The sequence below is a fragment of the Streptomyces sp. MspMP-M5 genome, from assembly GCF_000373585.1.
In the GTDB taxonomy this organism is placed as follows: Bacteria; Actinomycetota; Actinomycetes; order Streptomycetales; family Streptomycetaceae; genus Streptomyces.
The window spans coordinates 26,838-53,039 of the sequence record NZ_KB891908.1 but is presented as its reverse complement, the minus strand read 5'-3'; the positions used below and the strand labels follow the sequence as shown (position 1 = coordinate 53,039).

Annotated in this window: 20 protein-coding genes and 1 pseudogene; 14 read left to right on the top strand and 7 right to left on the bottom strand. The window is 74.1% G+C overall.

Annotated elements, in window-relative coordinates:
• The first annotated feature begins 323 nt into the window (after positions 1-323).
• Both B073_RS0126555 and B073_RS0126550 read left to right on the top strand, forming a co-directional pair.
• Entirely contained in the window at positions 324-2,705 is a 2,382-nt protein-coding gene (locus tag B073_RS0126555; RefSeq protein ID WP_018541128.1) for a glycosyltransferase, read from the top strand.
• Positions 2,702-3,922 carry an acyltransferase family protein gene (locus tag B073_RS0126550; protein WP_051094214.1) on the top strand — a complete coding sequence of 407 codons (1,221 nt, stop codon included), beginning with the start codon at positions 2,702-2,704 and terminating at the stop codon, positions 3,920-3,922. The genes B073_RS0126555 and B073_RS0126550 overlap by 4 nt, the downstream gene beginning before the upstream one ends.
• A 73-nt stretch (positions 3,923-3,995) precedes the next feature.
• Here the strand turns inward: B073_RS0126550 and B073_RS0126545 are convergent, their stop codons facing one another.
• Positions 3,996-5,966, bottom strand: coding sequence for a hypothetical protein (locus B073_RS0126545; RefSeq protein ID WP_018541126.1), 1,971 nt, complete (start codon positions 5,964-5,966; stop codon positions 3,996-3,998).
• 518 nt (positions 5,967-6,484) lie between these two features.
• Here B073_RS0126545 and B073_RS0126540 point away from each other — a divergent pair.
• A complete protein-coding gene (locus B073_RS0126540) occupies positions 6,485-6,880 on the top strand; it encodes a hypothetical protein (RefSeq protein ID WP_018541125.1) in 396 nt (131 codons plus the stop codon).
• Positions 6,881-6,934: 54 nt separating this feature from the next.
• Here B073_RS0126540 and B073_RS0126535 read toward each other — a convergent pair whose 3' ends face one another.
• Positions 6,935-9,742: a SpoIIE family protein phosphatase/ATP-binding protein gene (locus B073_RS0126535; protein ID WP_018541124.1), complete on the bottom strand. Its 2,808-nt coding sequence runs from the start codon at positions 9,740-9,742 to the stop codon at positions 6,935-6,937.
• Positions 9,743-10,186: 444 nt separating this feature from the next.
• Here B073_RS0126535 and B073_RS0126530 point away from each other — a divergent pair, with 444 nt between their 5' ends.
• The 3 genes from B073_RS0126530 (at position 10,187) to B073_RS0126520 (ending at position 14,338) form a co-directional block, all read left to right on the top strand.
• A complete protein-coding gene (locus B073_RS0126530) occupies positions 10,187-11,569 on the top strand; it encodes a family 2B encapsulin nanocompartment shell protein (protein ID WP_018541123.1) in 1,383 nt (460 codons plus the stop codon).
• A complete protein-coding gene (locus tag B073_RS0126525; protein WP_018541122.1) occupies positions 11,556-12,992 on the top strand; it encodes a cysteine desulfurase in 1,437 nt (478 codons plus the stop codon). The genes B073_RS0126530 and B073_RS0126525 overlap by 14 nt, the downstream gene beginning before the upstream one ends.
• A gap of 281 nt (positions 12,993-13,273) precedes the next feature.
• Positions 13,274-14,338 (top strand): sodium:calcium antiporter, encoded by a 1,065-nt coding sequence (locus B073_RS0126520; protein ID WP_018541121.1) that lies wholly within the window; start codon positions 13,274-13,276, stop codon positions 14,336-14,338.
• On the opposite strand, the gene B073_RS41240 is transcribed toward B073_RS0126520, so the two are convergent.
• The gene (locus tag B073_RS41240) at positions 14,296-15,459 is read right to left on the bottom strand and encodes a cation diffusion facilitator family transporter (RefSeq protein ID WP_051094208.1); all 1,164 of its coding nucleotides are present in this window, start codon (positions 15,457-15,459) and stop codon (positions 14,296-14,298) included. The two genes, B073_RS0126520 and B073_RS41240, sit on opposite strands and share 43 nt — an antisense overlap.
• A gap of 62 nt (positions 15,460-15,521) precedes the next feature.
• On the opposite strand from B073_RS41240, the gene B073_RS0126510 reads away from it, so the two are divergent.
• From B073_RS0126510 to B073_RS0126500, 3 genes are all read left to right on the top strand, one after another.
• A complete protein-coding gene (locus B073_RS0126510; RefSeq protein ID WP_037812845.1) occupies positions 15,522-15,878 on the top strand; it encodes an ArsR/SmtB family transcription factor in 357 nt (118 codons plus the stop codon).
• Between the two features lie 85 nt (positions 15,879-15,963).
• Positions 15,964-16,653 (top strand): response regulator transcription factor, encoded by a 690-nt coding sequence (locus tag B073_RS0126505; protein ID WP_018541118.1) that lies wholly within the window; start codon positions 15,964-15,966, stop codon positions 16,651-16,653.
• Between the two features lie 161 nt (positions 16,654-16,814).
• Positions 16,815-17,243 carry a hypothetical protein gene (locus B073_RS0126500; RefSeq protein ID WP_018541117.1) on the top strand — a complete coding sequence of 143 codons (429 nt, stop codon included), beginning with the start codon at positions 16,815-16,817 and terminating at the stop codon, positions 17,241-17,243.
• Positions 17,244-17,340: 97 nt separating this feature from the next.
• On the opposite strand, the gene B073_RS0126495 is transcribed toward B073_RS0126500, so the two are convergent.
• The gene (locus B073_RS0126495; RefSeq protein ID WP_018541116.1) at positions 17,341-18,210 is read right to left on the bottom strand and encodes a MerR family transcriptional regulator; all 870 of its coding nucleotides are present in this window, start codon (positions 18,208-18,210) and stop codon (positions 17,341-17,343) included.
• A gap of 400 nt (positions 18,211-18,610) precedes the next feature.
• Between B073_RS0126495 and rsgA the strand changes: the two genes are divergently transcribed.
• Positions 18,611-19,765 carry a ribosome small subunit-dependent GTPase A gene (rsgA, locus tag B073_RS0126485; protein WP_018541114.1) on the top strand — a complete coding sequence of 385 codons (1,155 nt, stop codon included), beginning with the start codon at positions 18,611-18,613 and terminating at the stop codon, positions 19,763-19,765.
• A gap of 63 nt (positions 19,766-19,828) precedes the next feature.
• Here the strand turns inward: rsgA and B073_RS0126480 are convergent, their stop codons facing one another.
• On the bottom strand, positions 19,829-20,311 hold the full coding sequence (locus B073_RS0126480; protein ID WP_018541113.1) for a DUF456 domain-containing protein: 483 nt from the start codon (positions 20,309-20,311) through the stop codon (positions 19,829-19,831).
• Positions 20,312-20,893: 582 nt separating this feature from the next.
• Here B073_RS0126480 and B073_RS41235 point away from each other — a divergent pair.
• The 3 genes and pseudogenes from B073_RS41235 to B073_RS0126470 all read left to right on the top strand — a co-directional run bounded on the left by B073_RS41235 (position 20,894) and on the right by B073_RS0126470 (position 23,096).
• Complete coding sequence (locus B073_RS41235; protein WP_018541112.1) at positions 20,894-22,033, top strand: protein phosphatase 2C domain-containing protein; 1,140 nt, start codon at positions 20,894-20,896, stop codon at positions 22,031-22,033.
• 22 nt (positions 22,034-22,055) lie between these two features.
• Positions 22,056-22,391, top strand: a pseudogene (locus B073_RS44460) (thiamine pyrophosphate-dependent enzyme); the annotation flags it as partial.
• A gap of 225 nt (positions 22,392-22,616) precedes the next feature.
• Positions 22,617-23,096, top strand: coding sequence for an ATP-binding protein (locus B073_RS0126470; RefSeq protein ID WP_237550581.1), 480 nt, complete (start codon positions 22,617-22,619; stop codon positions 23,094-23,096).
• A 48-nt stretch (positions 23,097-23,144) separates the two neighbouring features.
• Here the strand turns inward: B073_RS0126470 and B073_RS0126465 are convergent, their stop codons facing one another.
• Both B073_RS0126465 and B073_RS0126460 read right to left on the bottom strand, forming a co-directional pair.
• Positions 23,145-24,242 carry a DUF2637 domain-containing protein gene (locus B073_RS0126465; protein ID WP_026247750.1) on the bottom strand — a complete coding sequence of 366 codons (1,098 nt, stop codon included), beginning with the start codon at positions 24,240-24,242 and terminating at the stop codon, positions 23,145-23,147.
• A gap of 214 nt (positions 24,243-24,456) precedes the next feature.
• Positions 24,457-25,314, bottom strand: coding sequence for a (2Fe-2S)-binding protein (locus B073_RS0126460; protein ID WP_018541109.1), 858 nt, complete (start codon positions 25,312-25,314; stop codon positions 24,457-24,459).
• 179 nt (positions 25,315-25,493) lie between these two features.
• On the opposite strand from B073_RS0126460, the gene B073_RS0126455 reads away from it, so the two are divergent.
• Entirely contained in the window at positions 25,494-26,201 is a 708-nt protein-coding gene (locus B073_RS0126455; RefSeq protein WP_018541108.1) for a GntR family transcriptional regulator, read from the top strand.
• The last annotated feature ends 1 nt before the right edge of the window (position 26,202 follow it).

Here is a 26,202-nt window from a genome sequence, read left to right as displayed (position 1 = left end):
GCCGAGAGAAGACGGACCCCCGCGCACCCTCTCCAGCTGTCATGCATCTGACAATCAGCCCCGCGTCGCCGACCCTCGCACCCGAGCGCCGTCCGACGCCCGCCTGATCGTCACCCTCCCGCAGCACGCGCACCACGGAGCCGCCGGCGCCCCCACCGCCGGCCACCCGGCATGCCCAACTCGCCGCCGCGCGAGGGCGGTTGCTCCGCCCTGCCCGCGCCCGGCCACCGGGCCCGGCCCGCCCCGAGGAGCCCGACCGGCCCCCGGCCACGGCCCCCACCGCCGGCCTCCGCGTGCCCCGCAGCCAGAAAGGACCACCTCAGGTGCTCACTTCGCACCACGCACACTCCCAGGGCGGCTCACCCACGGCCCTGCTCGGCGGCACGGACCACCCCACCCCCACCGCCCCTCACCCCGCCGGCCACGTCCTCGTCGTCGGCACCCCGGGCCCGCGCCTGGAACGCCTCACCCACACCCTCCGCACCACCGGACACGACGTCACCCACGCCCCACCCGGCGAAGCCGGCCTCCGGCTCCACCAGGCACCCCCGGACGCCGTCGTCGCCCTCGACGAACCGGCCACCGGGCACGCCGGCGCCGACGTCATCCGCGAGGTCCGCACCGCCCCCGCCGGACGCGCCCTGCCGCTCCTCATGGTCACCGGCACCCCCGGCCCCGCCGGCGTCGCCGACCTGCTCCGCCGGGGGGCCGACGACTGCATATCCGAGGCGTCCGACCCCGACGAACTCTCCGCCCGCATCGAGGCCAAGCTCCGCCGCGTCCCCGTCCCCGTCGAGCAGCTGCTCCGCGACCCGCGCACCGGCCTCTACTCCCGGCCCCACTTCCTCGACGAACTCGACCGCGAACTCAAGCGTCCGGACGCCGCCCGGCACCACGGCGTCCTCGCCGTCGTCGCGGTCGCCGAACTCGCCGCCCTGGAGGAACGGCTCGGCCCCCGGGTCCGCCGCGAGATCGCCGAACGGCTGGCCGGCGTCGCCGAAAGACTCGGCGGCGCCTGCGACCGGCTCGGCCGCGACGACGACGGCCACCTGCTGATGCTGCTCCCCGCCATCGACGAGGAGACCGCCGTGCGCGGCCTGAGTGCCCTCGCCACCGCCGCCGCCGGCACCCGCTTCGTCGTCGCCGACGAGAACGTCCGCCTGACCCCAGCCGTCGGCTGGCTCCCGCTCGCCGAGGCCACCGACGCCGCCGACGCCGTCGACCGGGCCCGCGACGCGGCCCGTGAGGCCCTCCGCCACCGCGACCTCCGCCCCGTCCGCCACGCCCCCTGGATGCGCGGCACCCCCGGCCGCCACCGCCGGCCCCCGCTGCGCGCCCTGCTCCGCCCCGCGCTCTCCGCGCTCTCCCCGGTGCTGGCGCTGCTCCTGGGCATCGGCGCGCCGTTCGTCCTCTACCAGCAGGCGTACCTGGCCGGTTGGGACCTCGGCTCCGGCATGTACTGGGCGGTGGTCGCCGGACTGGTGCTCTCCGCGCTGCTGATCGTCCTCGAATGCCTCTACGCGCTGGACGCGCCCGCCCGCCCGCAACGCCCCGGCGCCGCCTACCCGCCGGCCAGCGCGGTGATCGCCGCGTACCTCCCCAACGAGGCCGCCACCATCGTCGACACCGTCGAATCGTTCCTGCGCCAGGAGTACCCCGGCGAGCTGGAGATCGTCCTCGCCTACAACACCCCGCACCCGCTCCCCGTCGAGGACACCCTGCGCGAGATCGCCGCCCGCGACCCCCGCCTCGTCCTCCTGCCCGTCGCCGGCAGCACCTCCAAGGCCCAGAACGTCAACGCCGCCGTCACCCGCGTCCGAGGCGAGTTCGTCGGCATCTTCGACGCCGACCACCACCCCGCCCCGCACGCCTTCCGGCACGCCTGGCACTGGCTCTCCCACGGCTACGACGTCGTCCAGGGCCACTGCGTCGTCCGCAACGGCGACAGCTCCCGTATCGCCCGGCTCGTCGCCGTCGAGTTCGAGGCGATCTACGCCGTCAGCCACCCCGGCCGCACCCGGCTGTACGGTTTCGGCGTCTTCGGCGGCTCCAACGGCTTCTGGCGCACGGACCTGCTCGCCCGCACCCGGATGCACGGCTCCATGCTCACCGAGGACATCGACTCCACCCTGCGCACCCTCACCACGGGCGCCCGGATCGCCGTCGACCGCACCCTGATCTCCCGCGAACTGGCCCCCACCACCCTCACCGCCCTGTGGAACCAGCGCTCCCGCTGGGCCCAGGGCTGGCTCCAGGTCTCCCTCAAACACCTCCGGAACGGCCTGCGTTCGCCGATTCTGACGCTGCGTCAGAAGCTCGGCCTGCTGGTCCTGCTGGGCTGGCGCGAGATCCAGCCCTGGCTGACCCTCCAGATCCTGCCGATCCTGCTCTACGCCATGTGGAAGACCGGCGGTCCCGGCCACCTCAACTGGGCGGTACCGGTCTGCGTGGTCGCCCTGCTCCTCACCCTCGCCGCCGGACCCGTCCAGGCCCTCTTCGCCTGGCGGCTGGCCGTGCCCGAACTCCGCGCCCGCCGCCGCTGGTTCTGGTCCTACCTGCTGGTCTCGACCGTCTTCTACAGCCACTTCAAGAACATGGTCGCCCGCCAGGCGCACCTCAAGGAGGCCCTCGGCGACCGCCAGTGGCGGGTCACCCCGCGCACCCGGACGGCCGGGCAGGCGGCCGGGGCGGTGGCCCGCCGATGACCACCGCCACCGCCCCCGCGACCACCTCGCCGCCCGCCCCCGAGAGTCCGCCCCGCCGCCGGGCCGGAGACATCGACGGCTTCCGCGGCCTCGCCGCGCTCAGCACCGTCGCCTTCCACGTCTGGCAGCAGTACACCGTCTACGACGCGCACGGCACCCACCCGCCGGTGGCCGACCCGGCCCTCGACGCGGTCCTCTCCCTCGAAGTCATCGACCTCTTCTTCGTCCTGTCGGCGTTCCTGCTCACCCAGTCCTACGCCCGCGCCGCCATCGACGGCGGCTCCACCCGCCCGGCCCGCGCCTTTCTCTTCCGCCGCGCCATCCGCATCCTGCCGCTCTACGTCCTGGCCGTCGTGGTCGTCTGGGCCACCCGCAACCCCACCCTCCCCGGCGACTGGCAGGACCTCTTCGAACACCTCACGTTCACCCATGTCTTCGACCAGGACCGGATCTTCTACACCCTCGGCCCGACCTGGTCGCTCTCCCTGGAGGTGTTCTTCTACCTCGTCCTCGTCGGCCTCGGCCCGCTCGCCGTCCGCGCCTGCCGGCGTCTGCGCCGCCGCGGCAGCCGGGTGGCGCTCTGCGCGACCGGCTGCCTCGTCCTCTTCGCCGCACCGCTGGCCTGGATCACCGTCGCGCACTACGCCCTGGACGTCCCGCACACCGACTGGGTCGCCTACTTCGGCCCGCAGGCCCGCTTCGGCGGCTTCGCGGCCGGTATGGGACTGGCGGTGGTGCTGGCCGCGCTCGGCGACCGGGCCCGCCTGCCCCGACGCGTCGCGCTGCCGCTGACCGCCCTCGCGCTGGCCGGCCTCTTCTGCCTCTCGCTCCAGTCCGACGCGGAGGGCTTCACCTTCACCTACTACCACCCGATCGCCTCCGCACTGTGGGCGCTGCTGCTCTTCAGCTCCCTCCACATCCGCCGGCGCACCCTCTGGAACCGCTTCCTGACGGCCCGTTGGCTCACCCCGGTCGGCCTGATCAGCTACAGCCTCTTCATCTGGCACGAGCCGGTCATGCTCCTGCTCCACAACGCCGGCCTGCTGCCCCAGGTCCCGTCCGGCTTCCCCTGGGCCCTGCTGATCGTCCTCCTCGCCGCCCTGCTGGCGGCCACGGCCAGCTACTGGCTCATCGAATACCCCGCCAGCCTCCTCGGCCGCCTCAAGGACCCCAACGGCCACCCCCGCAACTTCTATCCGGAGGCCGTCCTGCGCTGACGGCCCTCGCGAGAAACGCCTCGGCCGCCGGAAGTGATCCGGCGGCCGGGGCGGGGCGGGGGAGCGGGTGGCGTCAGCCGACGTGGACGCGCGGGCGGCGCCGCAGGTCCGGCTCCGCGCGGCGCAGCACCTCGCGGGTGACCGGCGCGACCTCCCCGTCACCGAAGACCAGGAACCGCAGCAGATGGCTGAGCGGATGGCCCTCGGTCCAGTTGAAGTAGATGTGCGGCACCTGGCCGGTCCGCTCCCGCAGCCGCATCAGCACCGCCGCGATGGTGTTCGGCACGCCCGCGCCCTGCACCCGCAGGATCCGGGTGCCGTACGCCTCCACCCCGTGCACCTCCAGCTCCGCGCTGAAGTCCGACGAGTCCTCGACGAGCACCTCCAGGAAGAGCACCGGCCCGCGGTCGGGGATGTGGGTCTCCTCGCGCTGGCTGTACTCCTTCTCCCGGTAGTCCGCCGCGTTGCGCTCGTCGGGCTCGTTGGCGATCACCCGCAGCGGGCCCGCCGCCATCGCCTCGTCGATCAGCCGCTCCGCGGTCTCGTCGAACACCACGTCCGCGGCGCGCAGTTCGAAGGCGCGGTGCACCCGCGAGGCGAACGACGTCAGCAGGATGCCGAGGATGAACAGCAGGGCGATCTTCAGTCCGTCCGGCCGCTCGATGACGTTGGTGACCAGCGTGTAGCCGAAGACCAGGGTGATCGCGCCGAAGCCGATGGTGGCGCCACGGTGGCCGCGGTGCCGGGCGGCGACGGTCGAGGCGAACGACGCGGAGAGCATCAGCACCAGCACACCGGTGGCATAGGCGCCGCTCTGGTCGTCGACGCTGGCGTCGAAGACGATGGTGATCCCGAACGCGATGGTCAGGAAGATCAGCACCAGGGGCCGCACCGCGCCGGCCCACTCCGGGGCCATGCCGTAGCGCGGCAGGTAGCGCGGGACGAGGTTGAGCAGCCCCGCCATCGCCGACGCGCCGGCGAACCACAGGATCGCGATCGTCGAGATGTCGTAGACCGTGCCGAACGCCTCGCCCAGGTGCTGGTGCGCCAGATACGCCAGCGCCCGCCCGTTGGCCGCACCGCCGGGGGCGAACTCCTTCTGCGGGATCAGGATGGTGGTGGCCAGACTGGACAGCAGCAGGAAGCCGCTCATGATGAGCGCCGCGGTGGTCAGCAGCCGGCGGGTGTCCCGGATCCGGCCGGCCGGCTTGGCCGGGTCGTCCCCGGCGTCGCCGCGCACCTGCGGCATCACGGCCACGCCGGTCTCGAAACCGGACATGCCCAGCGCCAGCTTCGGGAAGACGAGCAGCGCCACCCCGACGATCGCCAGCGGTGACGAGTGCTGCGCGGTCATCGCGCCCCACCAGTCGCGGATGGCCACCGGGTGGGAGAGCACCTGCCAGGCCGAGGTGGCCAGTACGACCACATTGAGCACCAGGTAGACGCCGACCAGCGCCACGGCTATCCCGATCGCCTCCTTGAACCCCTTGAGGAAGACCGCTCCCAGCGCAGCGAGGAGCAGCAGGGTGATCCAGAGGTTGGCGCCGTGCAGTGCGGCCGGGGCGAAGGGATTCTCCACGACGTGGGCCGAGGCGTCGGCCGCCGACAGCGTCATCGTGATGACGAAGTCCGTGGCGGCGAAGCCGAGCAGCACCAGCACCAGCAGCTTCCCCGCCCACCAGGGCAGCAGCCGCTCCAGCATCGCGATCGAACCCTCGCCCTGCGGGCTCTCCTTGGCGACCCGCCGGTAGACGGGCAGCGCGCCCAGCAGCGTCAGTGCGATCAGCACCAGCGTGGCGAACGGCGAGAGCAGCCCGGCCGCCAGCGCCGCGATGCCCGGCTGGTAGCCCAGCGTCGAGAAGTAGTCGACACCGGTCAGGCACATCACCCGCCACCAGGAGTGGCCCTTGTGCTCGGCGGGCGGGGTGCCGTGCGGCCCGGGGTGGCGGGCGCTCTGCTCGCTCAGGCCGTCCAGCAGCCAGGACCGCCACCTCGGCGGGGCGGCGGCCGGCGGCGGAGTGGGGTCCACCTGGGTACTGGTCATACGGCTACGTCCTGCCGATCGTGGTTCGGCCCGCCGACGGTCATGGGTGTCGGTCGGGTGGTGGGTCGAGGGGTACGGGTCTGTCGAGGAGGTCCCGGCCGCGTGGTCGTCGCGCGGGCCGGGACGGGGTGCGGGTGGGGTGCGGTGCGGCACGCGGCGTCGCACCGGGCGCCGCGAAGACCACCCCGAAAGCCGCCCCGAAAACGCCCAAGCGGACATATCGGCGGCCCACCCCCATAAAGGCCGATTCCGTCCAACTCTCTCTTCCTGCCGCCGTTTGTCGCTTTCGCCACGGGTCGTCGCCCGGGTGCGCCGGGCAACGAGGAGCGAGTATGCAACACACTTCCGCGCCGCCCGGCGTCCGGGGCGCGTCCGGGACCATCCGGTGTGCCGCCTCGGCGTCAGGGACGTGTCAGAAATACCCCCCGTGCCGTACGCACCGCGTTAAGTTCCCGGCCCGACGCTTCCCGCGTTCCCCGGTCCGCGCACCCTGGCACCAGGTCCCAGGAGGTGCACTCATGGCCACCGTTCACCATCCTGTCCCCGCTCACCCGCGGCCCGCCGACGAGCTGGGCCGCGAACTCGCGCTGCCCGTCGGGGCGGCGGTGACCGCGCTCGCCGTGACGGTGCTGCTGGCGACCGGCCGGGCCGCCGCCCATCCGGCGTTCCTGCTCGCCGTGTTCGCGCTGCTGACGGTCGCCGTCGCGGCCGCGGCCCGGCCCCTCATGGTCCCCGCCGTGGTCCTCGTCTCCTGGTTGTTCTTCGACGGCTTCGTGGTGCACCCGCACGCGGAACTCGGCTGGCAGCAGGCCGATCGGACGAGCCTGTGGGTCCTCGCGGGGGCCGGCCTGGCCGCGGCGGGGTGCGCGGCGGCCTTCCGCGCCGCCCGGGCCCGGCGCTCCGGCGGCATGTGACGCGCAGGCCGCCCCGCCGCACGAAGGCACCCCCGCCTCACGAAGTCGCCCGCCTCACAAGCCCGTCTCGTCCCACTGGTCGAGGAGCGTGTCGATGCCGTCGTCGCCGCCGGCGCCCGGTGGTTGCGTCGCGTCCAGGGTCTGTTCGGTCCAGATGACCTTGCCGCCGGGGGTGTAGCGCGTCCCCCAGCGCTGGGCGAACTGGGCGACGAGGAACAGCCCGCGCCCGCCCTCGTCGGTGGTGGCGGCCCGCCGCAGGTGCGGGGAGGCGCTGGTGCCGTCGGAGACCTCGCAGATCAGGGCGCGGTCGTGGAGGAGGCGGACGCGGATGGGCTGCGCGCCGTAGCGGATGGCGTTGGTGATCAGTTCGCTGAGGATCAGTTCGGTGGTGAAGCCGATCTCGTCCAGTCCCCAGGCTTCCAGGGTGCGCATGCAGGCGGAGCGGACGGGGCCGACGGCCGCGGGGTCGGAGGGGACCTGCCACTCGGCGATCCGGTCCCGGTCGAGGAGCCGGGTGCGGGCGACCAGCAGGGCGATGTCGTCGCTGGGGTGGGCGGGCAGCATGGCGTCCAGGACGGCGGTGCAGGTCTCCTCGGGGGAGTGGTCCGGGCCGTCGGCGAGGGTGCTGCGCAGCAGTTCCAGGCCGGTGTCGAGGTCGCGTTCGCGGTCCTCGACGAGCCCGTTGGTGTAGAGGACGAGCCGGGAGCCCTCGGGCAGGGCCAGTTCGACGGTCTCCACGGGCAGGCCGCCCCGGAGGCCGAGCGGCGGGGAGACCGGCACCTCGGGGAAGGAGACGGTGCCGTCGGGGCGGATCAGGGCCGGCCCCGGGTGGCCGGCCCGGGCCAGGGTGACGCCGCCGCCGACCGGGTCGTAGATGGCGTAGAGGCAGGTGGCGCCGGTAATGCCGGCGGCGCCGTCCCCGACCAGGGAGACCTCCCCGCCCGATGCCGACGCCTCGTCGGCCATCGTCCCGGCCGGGTCCCCGCCGCCCTCGCTCCCGCCGTCGTCCCCGTCCGTCCCCGTCCCGCCCGTACGGGCCTCGTCGGTGTCGATGTGGCTGACGAGTTCGTCGAGGTGGCCCAGGAGTTCGTCGGGCGGCAGGTCCAGGGCGGAGAAGTTGAGGACCGCGGTGCGCAGCCGGCCCATGGTGGCGGCGGCGTGCAGGCCGTGCCCGACGACGTCGCCGACGACCAGGGCGACCCGGGCGCCGGGCAGCGGGATCAGGTCGAACCAGTCGCCGCCGACCCCGGCCTGCGCGGGCAGGTAGCGGTGCGCCACCTCCAGGGCCGACTGTGCGGGCAGCGCCCGCGGCAGCAGGCTGCGCTGGAGGGTGAGGGTGGTGGCGTGCTCGCGGGTGTAGCGGCGGGCGTTGTCGATGGAGACCGCGGCCCGCGCGGCCAGCTCCTCGGCGAACGACAGGTCCTCCTCGCCGAACACCTCGGAGCCGGCCGCCCGCCAGAAGTTGGCCAGCCCGAGCACCACGCCCCGGGCCCGCAGCGGCACGGCGATCAGCGAGCGGATGCCGTTGTCCAGGATGCGCCGGGTGTCGTCGGGGTCCTGGTCCCGCCACTCGCGTTCGGCGCGCAGGTCCCGGACGAGGACCGGGCGGGCGTCGGCGATACCGGCCGCGATGGGGCTGCCCGGGACGAAGCGGATCCGCTCGCCGACGCGGTAGACGGCCGAGCCCTCCGGTACGCCGTGGACCGCCAGCCGCCGCATCGGCGCATGCCGCCCGGTCGGTTCGTCGCCGCGCAGCACCGGCTCCAGAAGCTCGACGGAGACCACGTCGGCGAAGCGGGGCACGGCGACCGCGGCCAGTTCCTCCGCGGTGCGGCGGACGTCCAGCGTGCTGCCGATCCGCATGCCCGCGTCGTAGAGCAGTTTCAGGCGCCGCTGGGCGACCTCGGCCTTGCCGGTCAGCGCCCGGAGTTCGGTGGTGTCCCGGAGGGTGACGGCGGTGCCGGGCGGGCCGCCGTAGGGGCCGGTGGGGCGGATGTTGACGGCGAGCAGCCGGTCGCCGGCGGGGTGCACCTCGTCGGTCGCCGCCCGCCCGGAGGCCAGCAGGGCGGCGGTGCCCGGTTCCAGGCCGAGTTCGGTGACCCGGCGGCGTTCGGCGTCGTCGGGCAGGCCGAGCAGCCGGCGGGCCTCGTCGTTGGCGAGCAGCAGCCGCCCGTCGCCGCCGATGATGAGCACGCCCTCGCGGACGGCGTGCAGGACGGCGTCGTGGTGGTCGTACATCCGGGTCATCTCGGCGGGGTCCAGACCGCGGGTCTGCCGCCGCAGCCGGCGGCTCACCAGGGCGGTCCCGCAGACCCCGACGACCAGGGCGCCGGCGGCGCAGCCGATCAGCAGCGGCAGCCGCTGCAGGGCCCACTCGTTGGTCCGCTGCACCTTGATGCCGGCCGCGACCAGTCCGACGACGCGGCCGCCGGCGTCCTTGACCGGGACGGTGGTGTCCACGGCGCGGCCGAACGCCGAGGCGGAGGTGGAGGTGACGGTCCGGCCGGCGAGTGCGGGGCCGTAGCCGCCGGGGACGCGCTTGCCGATCAGTGCGGGGTCGGGGTGGGTCCAGCGGATCCCGGACGGGCTGAACGCGACGAGGTAGTCGAGCCCGGCCTCCCGCCGGGCGTCCTCGGCGCGGGACTGGAGGCGGGTGGTGGGGTCGGCGGACCGCATCGCGGCGGCGGTCCCGGGGGCGTGTGCGAAGGCCAGCGCGGCGACGGACGAACGCTGTTCGGCCTCCGCCAGACTCGCCTGCTGGGCCTGGAGGGCGAGGGCGACCCCGGCGGCCACGACCAGCAGCAGTACGAGGGCGAGTTGGAGGACGAGCACCTGGCCCGCGACGCTGTGCACGCTCAGCACCGAGCGGAGACGGCGCCCGACATCAGGCCAGAAATGTCTCTTTTGCTCGAAATTTTCCCTCACGCGCCATATTTAGCACTGCGTACCCTCGGGCAGCGATCAGCTGCACGCCGTCATAAGCGTTCCTTTTGGAATGACAAAGCGGCTTTATGAGGGCAAATTTGGTCGGTTGTGGAGGGTGGGTGGGCGCCGGTGCAGGACCCCCGGCGCCCCTCGGAGCGACCCGTGAAGGCCGATTCCACGCGGTGTAGCGACCCTGCGACACAAGGTAATCGCACGTAGGTCCGTCATCGTGGGTTTCGGGTTCCGAGCGTTTCCGGCCGCGGGCCCGTCGGCGGGCCGTTGCGCACCGCATATTCCGGCCCCGACCATCCCGGTGTCCCGCATGCCGCCGGCCCCGCGCCGGGCGGCCGGCATGCCGTTGGTCCCGTATGGAGGTCCCCTGTGAACGACCGGATGACGCTCGCCCCGGATGCGGCACGGCAACTCGCGACCACGACCAAGACCACCCCCCAGATGCGCGGCATCACCCCGCGCTACCTGCTGCGCGCCCTGCCGTGGGTGGACGTCGAATCCGGCGTCTTCCGCGTCAACCGCCGCCGCACCTACGTCCTCGGCGACGACCGCATCGCCACCTACCAGGACGGCGACACCCACCGCGTCATCCCCGGCGACCTGCGTGAACTGCCGTACCTGCGCGAGGCAGACGACGCGCTGCTGACCGAACTCGCCGGTGCCTTCGAGACGGTGAGCTTCGACACCGGCCAAGTCCTCGCCGAGAGCGGCGAGGTGACGGACCGTCTGCTCGTCGTGGTGCAGGGCCGCGCCGAGAAGCGGGCGCGCGGCCGCTACGGCGAGGACGCGCTGCTCGACGTGATCGGCGACGGCCAGTTCTTCGACCTCGACGCCTGGACCCGCTCGGCCCCGATGCCCTACCGGGTCACCGCGCTCACCCCCGGCACCGCGCTCAGCCTCGACCGCGCCGTCCTGGCCCGCCTGGGCGACCGCGACCCGGCACTGCGGGCCGCGACGGACGCCTACCTCGCCGCGGACGGCGTCCTGCCGGGCAGCGAGGTGCCGGTCGACCTCAGCTCCGGACACACCGGCGAACCCGAACTGCCGGCGACCTTCGTCGACTACGAGGACGCGCCCCGCGAGTACCACATGAACCTCGCCCAGACCGTGCTGCGCGTCCACACCCGGGTCTCCGACCTCTACAGCGGCACCATGGACCAGGTCCGCACCCAGGCCAACCTCACCGCGCACGCGCTGCGCGAGCGGCAGGAGGACGTCCTCCTCAACCACCCCGAGCACGGCCTCTTCAACAACGTCGCCCCCGGCCAGCGCGTCCAGGCACGCTACGGCGCCCCCACCCCCGACGACCTCGACGAGCTCCTCAGCCGGGTCTGGAAGCAGCCCGGCTACTTCCTCGCCCACCCCCGGACCATCGCCGCGTTCGGCCGGGAATGTACCCGTCGGGGCGTGCCCCCGGTGATCGACACCAGCTTCGGCAGCCCGCTGCTGACCTGGCGCGGAGTGCCGCTGCTGCCGTCCGACAAGGTGCGGTTCTCCGGCGGGGCGGACACCGGCACCACCGAGGTCCTGCTGATGCGGGTCGGCGAGGCCGAGCAGGGCGTGGTCGGGCTGCGCCCGGCGAACGTCGCCGACGAGATCGAACCGGGCCTGGCCATGCGGAACATGGGCGTCGACAAGAAGGGCATCACCTCGTACCTGATGACCGCGTACTTCAACGCCGCGGTCCTCGTCGAGGACGCCCTCGCCGTCCTCCAGAACGTCGAGGTGTCCCGCTACCATGACTACGCCTGACCTGCTGGGACTTCCGTCGGCCGGGACCGGCGCGGCGGCCGTCCCCACGACCGGAGCGGCGGTGCCGGGCCTCGGCACCGCCGCGGTCCCGGCGGCCCCCGCAGCCGCGACCGGCGTCGGCACCGGCGCCCCCGTGCCGGCCCCCGAGTCCGCCGGCACCCCCTGGAACGGCACCGAACCGACGGGCCGTCACCTCTCCCAACCGCCGCCCTTCTCACCGGAGTTCGCGCGCCGCGACGTGCCGATCCTGCACCGGACCGTCAACGGCAAACCGCTGGTCTGGCTCGACAACGGGGCCACCACCCAGAAGCCCCGCCAGGTCATCGAGGCGGTCTCCGGCTTCTACGGCGCGGGCAACTCCAACATCCACCGCGGCGCGCACACGATGGCCCGCGAGGCCACCGAGGCGTACGAGGGAGGCCGGGCCGCGGTCGCCCGTTTCCTGGGTGCGGCGTCCCCGGACGAGATCGTCTTCACCCGCGGCACGACCGAGGCGATCAACCTCGTCGCCCAGAGCTGGGGGCGGGCCAACCTCGGCCCCGGCGACGACATCCTGGTGCCGGTGCTGGAGCACCACTCCAACATCGTGCCCTGGCAGATGGTGGCCAAGGAGACCCGAGCCCGGGTGGTGCCCGTACCGCTGCGGCCGGACGGGCAGATCGACCTCGACGCCTACGCCGACCGGCTCTCCATGCGGACCCGGCTGGTCGCCCTCGGCCAGGCGTCGAACGTCCTCGGCACCGTCCCGCCGGTCAAGGAGATGACCGCGCTCGCCCACCGCTACCGGGCCAAGGTCCTGGTGGACGGCGCCCAGGCGGTGGCTCACTTCCCGGTCGACGTGAAGGACCTCGACGCCGACTTCTACGTCTTCTCCGGCCACAAGCTGTTCGCCCCCACGGGCATCGGCGCCCTGTACGCCAAGCCGGAGATCCTGGAGGAGATGGCGCCGTGGCAGGGCGGCGGCAACATGATCGACTCGGTCTCCTTCGACCGCACCACCTACGCGCCCGTCCCGCACCGCCTGGAGGCCGGCACCGGCCATATCGCCGGCGTGGTCGGCCTGCTCGCCGCGATCAACTGGCTGACCGGCTTCGACCGGTCCGCGGTCGCCGCGTACGAGACCGAGCTGCTGGGGTACGCCCAACAGGCGCTGGCCGCGGTCCCCGGCCTGGACCTGATCGGCTCCGCCCCCGAACGGATCGCGGTGCTCACCTTCACCCTGGCGGGCCAGGACCCGGGCCGGATCGCGCAGTGGCTCGACCAGGACGGGATCGCCGTCCGGGCCGGCCACCACTGCGCCCAGCCGGCCCTGGCCCACTACGGGCTGGAGAGCGCGGCCCGCGCCTCGCTCGCCCTCTACAACACCCCGGAGGAGGTGGACCAACTGGCCGCGTCGCTCCAGCGGCTCCAGCAGTCCGGCTGACCCCGCCCGGCGGGCCTCCGCGGTGTCCCTGCGGAGGCCGTGCCGTGCCCGTGGTGTGTAGGGTGGGGGGCTGCGAAGGGGAGTAGCCCCGCAAACCGGTCGTCGACACACTGGAGCCGCAGGCGGCTCCCGGTGGCCGGGCCCGCGCCGTCACGGTGCGGGCGGGCGAGACCTTCGGCCCTTTGTCGACGATTCGAACGCGTCGGCGGGGTCGAAGCCGTCCGCCGCTCCCACGCCGGTCGCCCTCGAAGCCCGCCGGTGCGGAAAGGCTGACGATCAGCGTGTTGCATTTCGTCCTGCTCATCGCGTGCGCGGTGGCGATCTACCTCTCCTGCGAGTGGTTCGTCAACGCCGTGGAATGGCTCGGTGAGCGGCTCAACATCGGACGGATGGCGGTGGGCACCATCCTGGCCGCCTTCGGCACCGCGCTCCCGGAGTCCGTCGTGACGCTGGTCGCGGTGACCACCGGCGCCACCCCGGAGGCCAAGGACATCGGCGTCGGCGCCGCGATGGGCGGCCCGCTGGCGCTGGCCACCGTGGCGTACGGCGTGACCGGCGCGATGCTGCTGCTCCAGCGGCGCAGGCGGCACGCCGCGGTCCCGGCGGGCGGGTCCGCCGGCGCGGGCGGCGGGACGGCCACCGCGGAGCGGCCGGGCGAGGCCCTCGGTACGGAGCGGGACCTGCGGCGGCTGGCCAAGGACCAGACGTGGTTCCTGCCGGTCTTCGTCGTCAAGGTCGCGCTCGGCCTGGTCGCCTTCGCCTTCAAGCCGGTGCTCGGCGTGGCGTTCTTCGCGGTGTACGCCGTGTACTTCTGGCGTGAGATCCGCGGCGACCACGAGGACGACGAGGAGGGCGCCGAGCTGGAGCCGCTGAAGTTCCAGCCGACGGCCGCGTCCCCGGCGACCTGGGCGGTCGTCGTCCAGACCCTGGTCACCCTGGTGGTGATCTTCTTCGCCTCGCAGCTCTTCGTCCACCAGCTGGACGCCATCGGTCCGATGCTCGGACTCTCCGCGTCGGTCACCGCGCTGCTGCTGTCCCCGATCGCCACCGAGCTGCCGGAGATCATGAACGCGGTGATCTGGGTGCGGCAGGGCAAGACCAAGCTGGCGCTGGCCAACATCTCCGGCGCCATGATGATCCAGGCGACCGTCCCCAGCGGCCTCGGCCTGCTCTTCACCAGCTGGCACTTCGACACCGCCCTGCTGTGGTCCGGCCTGATCACCATGGTCGCGATCGGCTACCTCCTGCTGACCATGCGCGCCCACCGGCTCACCCCCCGGCGGCTGGCCCTGGCGGCCGGCTTCTACGTGGTGTTCGGGCTGGGGCTGATCCCCATCCTGAGCTGAGCCGGCGCGGCCCGGCCCCGGGGCGGCGGGGCGTGGTGGTCCAGTGCCGCGTGCGGGTCCGCGCCGCCGTCCTCCGGGGTGTGGTCGAGGTGGACGGTGGCCGCGGTCAGCCGCGGTACGCCATGGATCAGCGCGTGCTCGGCGGCCACCGCGATCCGGTGGCCCCCGGCCACGGTCAGCCGCGGGTCGAGGACGATGTCCGCCTCGGCCCGCAGGGTGTGGCCGATCCAGCGCATCCGCAGCGGCCCCACCCCGTGCACCCCGGGCACCGCCCGCAGCGCCGCCTCGGCGGCCGCCACCAGCGCCGGGTCCACCGAGTCCATCAGACGCCGGAACACCTCCCGGGCGGCGCCCTTGAGGACCAGCAGGATCGCGGCGGTCATCAGCAGGCCGACGACCGGGTCGGCGGCCCGCCAGCCCAGTGCGGAACCGCCCGCGCCCAGCAGCACCGCCAGGGACGTGAAGCCGTCGGTGCGGGCGTGCAGCCCGTCGGCGACCAGGGCGGCCGAGCCGATCCGGCGGCCGGTGCGGATGCGGTAGCGGGCCACCCACTCGTTGCCCGCGAAACCGGCCAGCGCGGCGGCCGCGACCGCCCCCAGGTGCTGCACGTCGCGCGGGTGCAGCAGCCGGTCGACGGCGGTGTAGAGGGCGGGCACCGCGGACGCCGCGATGGTGAGCATGATGACCACCCCGGCCAGGTCCTCGGCCCGGCCGTAGCCGTAGGTGTAGCGGCGGTTGGCCGCCCGCCGGCCGAGGACGAAGGCGATGCCGAGGGGGACGGCGGTCAGCGCGTCGGCGGCGTTGTGCAGGGTGTCGCCGAGCAGCGCCACCGAGCCGGAGAGCGCGAAGACCGCCGCCTGGACCACGGTCGTCAGGCCGAGGACCGCGAGCGAGAGCCAGAGCGTGCGCAGGCCCTCGCGGGAACTCTCCAGCGCGGGGTCGACCTTGTCCATGGCCTCGTGGCTGTGCGGGGTGACGGCGTGCGCGAGCCGGTGCCGCAGCCGGGCCGCCCGGGAGCGCCCGCCGGGGGCGTGCGGCGCGTGGTGGTGCCCGTGGCCTTGGCCGTGGTCGTGATTGTGGGAGGGGTGTTCGGGGACCGACTCGTGCGCGTTCACAGGCATCGCACCTTCCCGCGTCCGGGGCGCGCTTGTGCCGCCCGCCCTCGTCCCCCCATTATGTGCGTATGAGCGCACGCATGCACCTATCAGCTGCGCACGATGCGCAGGAGCCGGACGACGGCACGCGGATCGCGGCCGCCGTGGAGATCCTGGGCCTCCTCGCCGACCGCACCCGGCTCACCCTGCTGCGGCGCCTGAGCGCGGGCGAGGCCGACGTCACCACCCTCACCGAGGCGTGCGCCGCCTCCCGCACCTCCGTCAGCCAGCACCTCGCCCGGCTCCGGCTGGCCGGGCTGGTCACCGCCCGCAAGGACGGCCGCCGCGCCGTGTACGCCCTGCGCCACGGACACCTGCGCCGCCTGGTCGACGAGGCCCTCAACGTCGCCGACCACCAGGTCCGGCACCTGCCGCCGCACGACTGAGCGGGCGCCCCGCCCGGCGCGCCGCTCCCGTCCGGGGCGCCCCGCTCCACATGTCGTCCGCCCGGAGAACTCCTACCGTGGAGGCATGCGCGTCCTGGTGGTCGACGGCGAGCCCCGCACGGCGGCGCTGCTGCGGCGCGGCCTCACCGAGGAGGGCTACGTCGTCGACCTGGCGAAGACCGGCCCGGAAGCGGTCTGGCGGGCCCGCGGGGTGCCGTACGACCTGATCGTCCTCGACGTGCTGCTGCACGGTTACGACGGCTTCGAGGTGTGCCGCCGGCTGCGCGCCGCGGGCTGCTGGTCACCGGTGCTGGTGCTCAGCGCCCGCAACGAGATCAGCGACCGGGTACGCGGACTGGACGCGGGCGCCGACGACTACCTGGCCAAACCGTTCAGCTTCGCCGAGCTGTACGCCCGGCTGCGGGCGCTGGCCCGCCGCGGTGCGCACGCCCGGCCGCCGGTGATGGCGGTCGGCGACCTGCGACTGGACCCGGCCGGCCGCCGCGCCTGGCGGGACGGCACCGAACTCCACCTGTCGGCGAAGGAGTTCGCGCTGCTGGAGCTGTTCCTGCGGCACCCCGGCGAGGTGCTGACCCGGACCATGATCCTGGAACACGTCTGGGACTTCCCCTGCGACGGGGTGTCCAACGTCGTCGACCAGTACGTGGCCTACCTGCGCCGCAAGATCGACCGCGCGGGCGCGGCGTCCCACCTGGAGACCGTCCGCGGTGCCGGCTACCGACTGCTCAACCCGACCCCCGTGACCAGCGGTTGAGGCCGGTGGACGGGACGGGGTGGGGTTGCTCCGGTCTCGACGGGCCCACGGGACCCGGGTGGATGTGAGAACTCACATCCACCCCACACGGTCGCCTCATCGACCGCTCCGCATACTGGCCGGGAACCGGAACCCAGAGGAATCCAGGTGAGGTGATTTCCATGCCGACCACCGTGAAGACCCACCGCTGGCGGACCACGATCATCGGAGCGGCGTGCGCCGCCCTGCTCGCCGGCGGCGCGGGCACCGCGGTAGCCGTGCCGAGCGCGGTACCCGACCTGCACTCCGCCACCGTCGCCACGGCCGTGGCCAAGGCGCACGAGGCGATCAGCGTCAAGGCGAACACGAAGTCCGTCAAGGCCGGCCAGACGGTCACCCTCAGCGGCCGGACCAAGGGCATCAAGCTGGGCAGCAAGCTCACCGTGCAGCACATGAACAAGGGCAAGTGGACCACGCTGCACGCCAGCACCAAGACGAAGCACGGCGGCAACTACAGCGTCAAGGTCAAGCTCGGCAAGAAGGGGAAGGAGAAGCTCCGGGTCGCCCACGGCGCGACGCACTCCTCCACCGTCACCGTGACCGTGCACTGACGCCACGTCACCCCGAACGGCTACCGCGACGACGACGAGCGTTTCGTGGACCGCGTACCGCAGATCAGCCGGTGGGCAGGCCGCCCGGGACGTGCCGTCACCCCCAGGTCGCGGACTCCGGATCGACGCCGTGGGCCGCGGCGTTCGCGAAGATCACGTCGCGCAGCCAGCGGGTGAGGCCCGGTGCGAAGGCGTCGAAGTACTCCGCGTAGCCGGGGTCGTCGACGAACCGCCGCCCGATGCAGGCGTGCATCGCGTGGGTGCAGTCGAAGTACCGGGAGAGCAGCGCGCGGTGCCGCTCGGCCAGGGCGTTCGCCCCGTCGGAGCCGGGTGCCACGCCGGCGCGCCGCGCGGCCGCGAGATCGGCGTTGAGCGCGTCGGTGGTGGCCGCGATCTCCTTCCAGTCCTCCGGTGCCATCCGCGCGGCCCGTTCCGCGTACTGGCTCCACTGCGCGGTGTCGCCCCAGCGGTCCTCGGCCTCGTCCACCCAGGCCGGCCGCCAGTCGGCGCCGAAGATCTCGACCTGCTCCTCCGGCGTCAGCCGCATCCCCGTCCGCGACGCCTCCAGCATGTGGTCGACCGCGCCGACCATCTTCTCCAGACGGGCGATCCGCTCCACGAGCTGGGACCGCTGCCGCCGCAGATGCGCGCGGGCGTCGGTGTCCGGATCGTCGAGCAGCCGGCCGATCTGGGCGAGCGGGAACCCGAGTTCCTTGTAGACCAGGACCCGGTGGATCCGGGCGATGTCGTCACCGGAGTACACCCGGTACCCGGCCCAGGTACGGCCGCTCGGCCGCACCAGGCCGATCGCGTCCCAGTGATGCAGGGTCTTCACGCTGACCCCGACGAGCGCGGCCGTGCGCCCGACGGTCAGCCCGTCGGGACCGACCGGTCCGGCGCCCTCCCAGATGATGGTCGGCTCCTGCTCGGAGAAGTCAGGGGAGCCACCGGGGGATTCACTCGTCATCGGGCCAGTGTGGCGCACCGGGTGGAGATCCGTCCGTCCGCCGCCGATCCGGGCGCCGCCGCAGATCAGGGCTCCGCCGCCGGTGACACCGCGCGGGCCGGCGCCGGATAAATCGTTGGCGCGACGCGGCCCGGCCCGTCTACCGTCTGACCCGTCGTCGACACCATCCGTCGGCGCCCGGTGCGCGCCGCGCCGGGGAACCGCACCGAAGAGGGAGGTGGCATCCGATGACCGTCGCTGCCACGGGCACCGCCCGCATCCAGAAGACCATCGATGTCCTCCCCGCGGTCCTCGGCTGAGCCGACTCCTTCTCGTTCCTCCGCGTGCTCCCGTGTGCCGGCCTCGTCCGGCGCACCGAGCACGCACGGCCGGGACCGCGCCTTTCCGAAGGGCCCTCCCGTTGTTCGCTCATGCCCTCTCCGCTGCCCATCCGCTGACCGCCGACTACGGCTGGGACGACGGATTCGCGGAACTCTTCACCCCCTTCGCCGGGCAGGGGTTCGTGCCCGGCCGCATCGTCCGCGTCGACCGCGGCCGGGTGGACGCCGTGGTGCCGGACGGCGACCGCGTCCGCACCGTCCTGGCGGACACCGCGCTGGTGGCCACCGGCGATCCGACGCGGGTCCCCTGCACCGGCGACTGGGCCGTGCTCGACCTGCACAACGGGCGCGTCGGCGACCATCTCGACGGCGTCGTACGGGCGTTGCTGCCGCGCCGCACCGCCCTCCTGCGGTCCGCCTCGACCAAGCGCTCCGAGGGCCAGGTCCTCGCCGCGAACGTCGAGTACGCCGTGGTCGCGGTCTCCCTGGCCGAGACCCTGGACCTGGACCGCGTCGAACGGTTCGTCTCCCTGGTGTGGGAGAGCGGGGCGCAGCCGGTGGTGGCGCTCACCAAGGCCGACCTGGTGGCGGACCCGGTCACGCTCGGCCACCTTGTGGCGGACGCGGTGGGCGCCGCCCCCGGAGTGCGGGTGGTGGCGGTCAGCGCGGCCACCGGGGAGGGCGTCGACACGCTCTCCACCGTGCTCGCCGGCGCCACCTCCGTCCTCCTGGGGCGGTCCGGGGCCGGCAAGTCCACCCTGGCCAACGCCCTCCACGGCGCGGACGTCCAGGACGTGCGCGCGGTGCGCGACCAGGACGGCAAGGGCCGGCACACCACCACGACCCGCGATCTGCTGGTGCTGCCCGGAGGCGGCGTACTGATCGACACGCCGGGACTCCGCGGCGTCGGCATGTGGGACGCACAGGCCGGCCTGGCCCGGACGTTCGCCGACGTCGAGGAACTGGCCGAACGGTGCCGTTTCCATGACTGCGCGCACGACGCCGAGCCTGGCTGTGCGGTCCAAGAGGCCGTGGAGCACGGACAGTTGACGCCCCGTCGCCTGGAGAGCTACCGCAAGTTGCAGCGGGAGAACCAGCGCATCGTGGCCAAGACGGACGCCCGGCTGCGTGCCGAGATCCGGCGCGACTGGAAGCAGAAGCAGGCACTGGGCCGGCACCAGATGGAACGGAAGCGGGGACCGGCGGCGGCCGGGCGCCGACGCGCGGGACGGTAGGGGCTCGCGGGGTGGTGGCTCCGGGCGGCGGATTCCGGGTGGCGGCTCGGGGGCCGCCGCCCGTCAGCCCGCGAGCACCGCCCCCACCCAGGCACCCACCACCAGCAGACAGGCGAACAGTTCGACCAGCACGCTCAGGCCGATGGCGCGCAGGACCGTACGGGTCGAGGCCCAGGCATCGCCGTGGCTGCCCAGGCGGATGCGTTCGAGGAGGTAGAGGCCGCCGAGCGCGCCCAGCGGGCAGCCGATGACGGGCACCAGGAAGAACCCCACGACACCGGCCGCGCCCGCGAGGAACAGCGTGCGGAAGGGCACGCCCGCGTCGCGCAGACTGCGGGTCGGCAGCAGCCACTTGAGCACCTGGTTGAGGAGCAGGACGCCGGTGCCGGCCATCAGCACCGTCCACGCCAGGGTCGACCGTTCGGCCGTCGCCCACCACAGCAGCCCCGCCCAGATGACCAGCGGACCGGGCAGGCCGGGGACCAGCACCCCGAAGACGCCGAACAGCATGACGAGCCCGACGCCGATCAGCTGCCAGGCGTTCATGCGCCGGCCCCGGAGCCGCCGGCGCGCGGGCGCGGCCCGAACGGCGCACGCCGGACCAGGGCCCGGACGCTGCACTCTCTCACGGCCCGCATGGCCCAAGCCTGCCGGAAGCGGGCGACCGGCGCTTCCTGGAGTGCCCTGTTCGCGCCCTGTTTCGGTGGCTTGCGCCACGGGACAATGCGGGCCATGAAGCAGCAGGGGGCGGGCCGCGGAAGAGAGGACGACTGGTGGTGGCGGGAGCTGTACGGCGACGATTCCGGGACGGGGGAGGGGACAGGGGAAGGAGCGGGGGACGGGAGCGGCGGGGGGCCGCGGGGCGGTAGCCGGGGTACGACTGGCACCCCTGATGCCCGTGAGAATCCCCGTGCCCCTGGTACACCTGACACCCCCGGTACACCTGACTCCCACGGCACTCACGGCACTCACGGCACCCATGAAACCGCCGACACGCTCGACGAGCGGATCGAGTCGGTGTTGCGGACGGTGGGGCGGCGCGGGGGAGCCGTGCCCGGCGAGTCCGCGCCCCAGGAGTCGCCTCGGACGGAGCCCCCGCCCTCGGCAGCCGCTCCAGGGGAGCTCTCCATGACCTCGTTCGAGCCCCGGCCGTGGGAGCCGAGCGCCTGGGAACCGCCGTCCTGGGACCCGCCCGCCCGGCGGGCGCCGTCACCGCCCCGGCCCGCGGAACCCCCTCCACCTCCGCTGTCCTCCTCGCTCCCGCCGCCGTCGGCCCCGGCGACCGGCGACGACGGCGCGACGGCGGACGTGCCGCTCGACGACGTCATGGACCCCGAGCCCGCGGTCTGGGCGACCGCCCCCGCCACCTTCCCCAGCCCCAGCCCCATCCCCGAGGCGGAGCCGGCGGACGCCCTCGGTGAGCCGGTGCCCGACACGGTCATGGACGGCGCCCGGTTCGGCCCGGTCGATGTCCGTGCCGTCTCGCAACGCGGTGCCGACGCGTCTCAGCGGGGCGAGGCGCGCGGGGAGGCGTTCCTCGTCGCCCGGTTCGGGGCGGATGCGGACGCGGTCCTCCTGGTGGCCGTCGCCACCGGGCTGTCCCCCAGGGGAGCGGCCGCCCAGCGCGCGGCCCGCGTGGCCTGTGCCTGGGCCGGCGGTGCCGTCGGCCGCTGCGCCACCCGGTTGGCGCAGGACCTCCGCGCCGAGCGGCGCGAGGCGCTCAAGGCGGGGTTGCAGCGCCTCACCGCCCGCGGTTTCGGCCGGCTGCGCGGTCGGGCGGCGGAGCTGGGCGTGCCGGCCGACGCGGACCCGGCCGCGCTGTGCTGCCTGTTGGTGCCGGGCGACCCGGAGTGCCGTACACGGGTGTTCTTCGGCGCCGGCCCGGGCGGGCTGTTCCGGCTTCGCCACGGCGGCTGGGAGGACCTGGATCCGGTCGGCGCGACACCGGCCGTCCCGGCCCCGCACCCCGCCCCGGCCGTCGCCACCGACGCCGTCCCTGCCCCTGACGCCGTCCCTGCCTCCTCTCCGGCGTGTCCGTCGGCACCGTTCCGGTTCCGCGCCGTGTCGGGCCGGTCGGGCGACGTGCTGCTGCTGTGCGGCGCCGGGCTGGTGGCACCGTTGAGCGGAGATCCGGACTTCGCCGCCCGGCTCGCCGCCGCATGGTCCGTCCCGGGGCCGCCCGACCTCGTCGACTTCCTCGCCGCCGTCCAGCCGCGCGGCGCCGGCGACACCAAGGACCGCACGACGGTGGGCATCTGGCAGCCGTAGCGCACGGCAGCGGAAACCGGCCCCGTACGACGTCGGGATGAGCGGGCCGCTCGGCTACGGCGCGGCCTACGAGGCCACCCGCGAGTGCGATCTGCTGATCCTGCTCGGTACGGACTTCCCGTACAACGCCTTCCTCCCCGACGACGTGCGGATCGTCCAGGTGGACGCGCGGCCCGAGCACCTGACCCCGAGGGTGCGGGTGAAGGAGAACCGCAGGTTCCTGGACCGGATGCTGAAGAAGCACGCCGACGCGCTGCCGCAGGCGATCGGTGCCCAGTTCATGGACCGCGGGCGGCAGATCGTGTCGATGTCGGGCGACGGCGGCTTCGCGATGCTGATGGGGGACTTCCTGACGGTGCCGCGAGCGCGGCCGCGGTGGAACTGGAGGCACAGCTCACCGGACCAGGTCGGCGCGTGCGCTCGCCCGTTCCGCCGGGCGCCGCAGACCGCCCACGGCGGGCGCCGGGCCGGCCGGGTGTCCGCGGGTGGCAAGCGGAAGCATGGCGGCGGGCCCGATGGGAATGCTGACCGTGAGGCTGTTCGAGGCAGAGCGCCGGTGGTTCGTCTGGGGGGCGGGGGAGAGATGCGTCAGCCTGTGCGGTGCGAGGAACGGAACAGACCGCAGCGAGCGGACAGGAGGGACGGAAGCGGCGCGGTGGCGCTGCGCGCGCCCGGGGTGCTGGAGCGCAAGGTGCGGCAGGCCGATCTCAAGGCGGTCGGCGAACTCCGCGGAGAGATATGCGAGTTACTCGGCCGCTGGGCGCCGCCGGACGGCGGGGCGCCGGCGGATCCCGAGGTGGCGGCGCTGCTGACCAGCGAGTTGGTGACCAACGCCCTGCTGCACACCGACGGCGGGGCGGTGGTGACGGCCCGGGTCACCGACCGCCTGCGGGTGGAGGTGCGGGACGGCGCCGAGCGCCGTCCGGAGCCGCGTGCCCCGTCGGTCGACGGCACCTCGGGGCGGGGGCTGATGCTGGTACGGGCCCTGGCGGACGCCTGGGGCATCCGCCCCGAGGGGGGCGGCAAGTGCGTCTGGTTCGAGCTGGGCGGCGGACCGGCCTGAGGTCCTGTCGTCAAGCCGGGGGTGAGGGTCGGCGCGGTCCGCCACCGTTCAGCCGAACTGCCTCTCGATCTCGGCGAGTTTCTCCTCCAGGGAGTCCAGCCGGGGGATCGTCTGGGTGTCGTCCTCGGCGGTGAGGTCGACGGCGGCGCGGCGTCCGTGCGCGGCGGAGCCCTCGGGCTCGGCGCCGGCCACGGCCTTCAGGGCCGGCCGGGGGCGGTTGGCCGGCTCGCCGGAGGGCAGCGGAGCCGGGTCGGCCGGCGGCGCTACGGCGTCCGGACCGGCCGGCGGAGCGGCCTCCATGGGGGCCGGCAGGGGCGCGCCCGCCGGGAGGGCGTGGCGTCCACCGCTTCTGGCCCAGGAGCGGTGCTGCCGGTTGAGGGCCTTGATCCGGGCCCGGTCGAGCTTGTCCTGCTCCCGCCGGTGGAGCCGGCTGCGGGTCTTCTCCCGCTTGTCGTCGCGGACTTCCTCGACCGCCTCGTCCAGCGTCCCCACGCCTTCCAGCAGCATCAGCGACCAGGCCGCGAAGGTCTCACGGGGCGCCCGCAGCCAGCGCACGATGCGGATCTGCGGCAGCGGCCGGGGCACCAGGCCCTGTTCGCGCAGCGCCGCCCGGCGGGTCTGCTTCAGCGCCCGGTCGAAGAGGATCGCCGCCGACAGCGACATCCCGGCGAAGAACTGCGGGGCGCCCGCGTGGTCCAACCCGCGCGGTGCGTGCACCCAGTTGAACCAGGCGGCGGCGCAGGCGAACGTCCACACCAGTATCCGGGAGCCGAGCGCCGCGTCGCCGTGACTGGCCTCGCGCACCGCCAGCACGGAGCAGAACATCGCGGCGCCGTCGAGTCCGAACGGCACCAGGTACTCCCAGCCTCCGGTGAGCCCGAGGTTCTGGACACCGAAGCCGACCAGGCCGTGGAAGGACAGTGCCGCGGCGACCGCGGCGCAGCAGAACAGCAGCATGTAGGCGGCCGAGGCGAAGACCGCCTCCTTGCGCCGGCGGCGGTCCACGGTGCGTTCCCAGGACTCGTCGGTGCCGGCCCGCCGGCCCGCGTGCCTGCCGCGCAGGACCCGGAAGGCGATGACGGTGCCCCCGGTGAGCAGCAGAAACGTCGGAATCATCCAATTCAGCGATATCTCGTTCATTCTCACTCCGGGATTCCTTGCTCGGATGGCGGCACTTCCGCGGGTTCGCGAGTGCGCGCGCCATCCTTACGGAACCGGCCCCGGGTGCAGGGGGTTTCGGGGCAAGAGAACGCCAAGGTGAACGGGGCCGGCGGCGGAATGACCCGGAGGTCTCGAACTTCCTTGCGTCGAGGGGAAGTTGCGTGCGAGAGAGGGTCCGCCCGCGGGGGTGGCCGGCCGGTCAGGAGGTTGCGGTGAGGCGGCTGATGCGCTCCGCGTCGCAGGTGCGCGGGCAGGTCACGCAGGTGTCCTCGGGACGCAGGGTGTAGTACATGCAGCAGCTGGCGCGGTCCCGGGTGGGCAGCGCGGTGCCGGCCGGGCCGGGCAGCTCGCGGAAGCCGGCGCCGGCCACGTACGGCGCGGTGGCGCCCGGCAGCAGCCGCGCCAGCTCGGCCCTCGCCCGCGCCTCCTCGCCCAGCAGGTGCCCGATGTACCAGAGCCCCTCGACGATCTCGTCGGAGGCCATGCCCCAGGCCGCCCGGGGGCCGCGCCGCATCCGGGCGCGGAAGCCCTCCAGGACGGGCCGCAGATGGTCGGCGACCGCGGTGCGGACCTCGGCGCGCAGCGCCTCCTCGTCCGGCACCACCCGTGCGCCGGGCAGGGCCGCCGCAGGATCGTCCGGGAGACACCCGAACGAGCCCGCGCGCACCGCCATCCGGCCCAGCCCGCGGTGGAGGGCCACGTCCTCCGCGGACAGGTGCGGCACCCGGCGGTGCAGGAACCACGGGACGGTGATCAGCAGGCAGGCCGGCCAGGCGTAGCGGTGCAGCGCGAAGCTCGCGACCACGTCGGGGCGGGCGGGCCGGCCGTAGTCCCGGACGATCCGGTCCGCCTCGTCGGCGAGGAAGGCGTCCAGCGCCGGGCCGCCCGCGGCCAGGGCGGACGCCGCCAGCCAGTCGTCGCCCTCGGGCGGCGTGGCGTCCGTGGCGTCCCACACCGTCACCCGCAGGTCAGGGAAGACCTCGGTGAGCCGGGCGTAGGCGTCCCCGGCGGGGTGGGCGCAGTGGGCGGCGGGCGCGGCAGCAGTGGCAGGAGGCATGCGGGGGACCACCGAATCGCGATCGTTGGCAGGTAAGGCTTACCTTATCCGACATCCCTACCCGTGCCCGCGAAGGTGTGAACCGGCACTTCGGGCGCTTATGGTGCTGACACCCCGGATCCGGACACCGGCGTCGCGCCGGCGGATCCACGCAAGCCGTCAGCAGCAGGAGGAGCGCCATGGAGCAGGGCACAGCGGAGCCGCAGCCGGAGGCCCGGGTGCGGACGCCCGGGGCCGGCGGCCCGCTGCCCGGGCCGCGGCCGCACCGCTACTCGGTGCGCGGCCAGGTCCTGGACGCGCTGCGCCAGGCGCTGGCCGCCGGGGAGCTGCTCCCCGGCGAGGTCTACTCCGCGCCGGTCCTCGCCGAGCGGTACGGCGTCTCCGCGACCCCGGTCCGCGAGGCCATGCAGCAGCTCGCCGGGGAGGGCGCCGTCGAGGTCGTGCCCAACCGCGGCTTCCGGGTCTGCGAGCGCAGCTCCCGCGACCTCGCCGAGCTCGCCGAGGTCCGCACCATGCTGGAGCTGCCCGCGATCGTGCGGCTGGCCCAGGCGGTGCCGCCCGAGCGCTGGGAGGAACTCCGGCCGCTGGCCGAGGAGGGGGTGGCCGCCGCCGCCCGGGGCGACCGGGCCGGGTACGCCGACGCCGACCACGCCTTCCATCAGGCGGTGATCGCGCTCACCGGGAACCGCCGGCTCACCCAGGTCACCGGCGATCTGCTGCGCCGCGCGCAGTGGTCGGGGGGCGGCGCCGCCCGGCCGCGCACCGCCGAGCTGCTGGCCGACGCCTCCGAGCACACGGCCCTGCTCGACGCGCTGGTCGCCGGGGAGTGCGCGGTCGCCGAGCGGATCGCCCGCGAGCACCTGTCGGCGGCCCGGCACCCGCACTGAG

Bases quoted from the DNA above. Each gene is read 5' to 3' on its own strand.
- B073_RS0126550 (WP_051094214.1), top strand. From the start codon at position 2,702: ATGACCACCGCCACCGCCCCCGCGACCACCTCGCCGCCCGCCCCCGAG.
- B073_RS0126545 (WP_018541126.1), bottom strand. From the start codon at position 5,966: ATGACCAGTACCCAGGTGGACCCCACTCCGCCGCCGGCCGCCGCCCCG.
- B073_RS0126540 (WP_018541125.1), top strand. From the start codon at position 6,485: ATGGCCACCGTTCACCATCCTGTCCCCGCTCACCCGCGGCCCGCCGAC.
- B073_RS0126525 (WP_018541122.1), top strand. From the start codon at position 11,556: ATGACTACGCCTGACCTGCTGGGACTTCCGTCGGCCGGGACCGGCGCG.
- B073_RS41240 (WP_051094208.1), bottom strand. From the start codon at position 15,459: ATGCCTGTGAACGCGCACGAGTCGGTCCCCGAACACCCCTCCCACAAT.
- B073_RS0126510 (WP_037812845.1), top strand. From the start codon at position 15,522: ATGAGCGCACGCATGCACCTATCAGCTGCGCACGATGCGCAGGAGCCG.
- B073_RS0126505 (WP_018541118.1), top strand. From the start codon at position 15,964: ATGCGCGTCCTGGTGGTCGACGGCGAGCCCCGCACGGCGGCGCTGCTG.
- B073_RS0126500 (WP_018541117.1), top strand. From the start codon at position 16,815: ATGCCGACCACCGTGAAGACCCACCGCTGGCGGACCACGATCATCGGA.
- B073_RS0126495 (WP_018541116.1), bottom strand. From the start codon at position 18,210: ATGACGAGTGAATCCCCCGGTGGCTCCCCTGACTTCTCCGAGCAGGAG.
- B073_RS0126480 (WP_018541113.1), bottom strand. From the start codon at position 20,311: ATGAACGCCTGGCAGCTGATCGGCGTCGGGCTCGTCATGCTGTTCGGC.
- B073_RS41235 (WP_018541112.1), top strand. From the start codon at position 20,894: ATGACCTCGTTCGAGCCCCGGCCGTGGGAGCCGAGCGCCTGGGAACCG.
- B073_RS0126470 (WP_237550581.1), top strand. From the start codon at position 22,617: ATGCGTCAGCCTGTGCGGTGCGAGGAACGGAACAGACCGCAGCGAGCG.
- B073_RS0126460 (WP_018541109.1), bottom strand. From the start codon at position 25,314: ATGCCTCCTGCCACTGCTGCCGCGCCCGCCGCCCACTGCGCCCACCCC.
- B073_RS0126455 (WP_018541108.1), top strand. From the start codon at position 25,494: ATGGAGCAGGGCACAGCGGAGCCGCAGCCGGAGGCCCGGGTGCGGACG.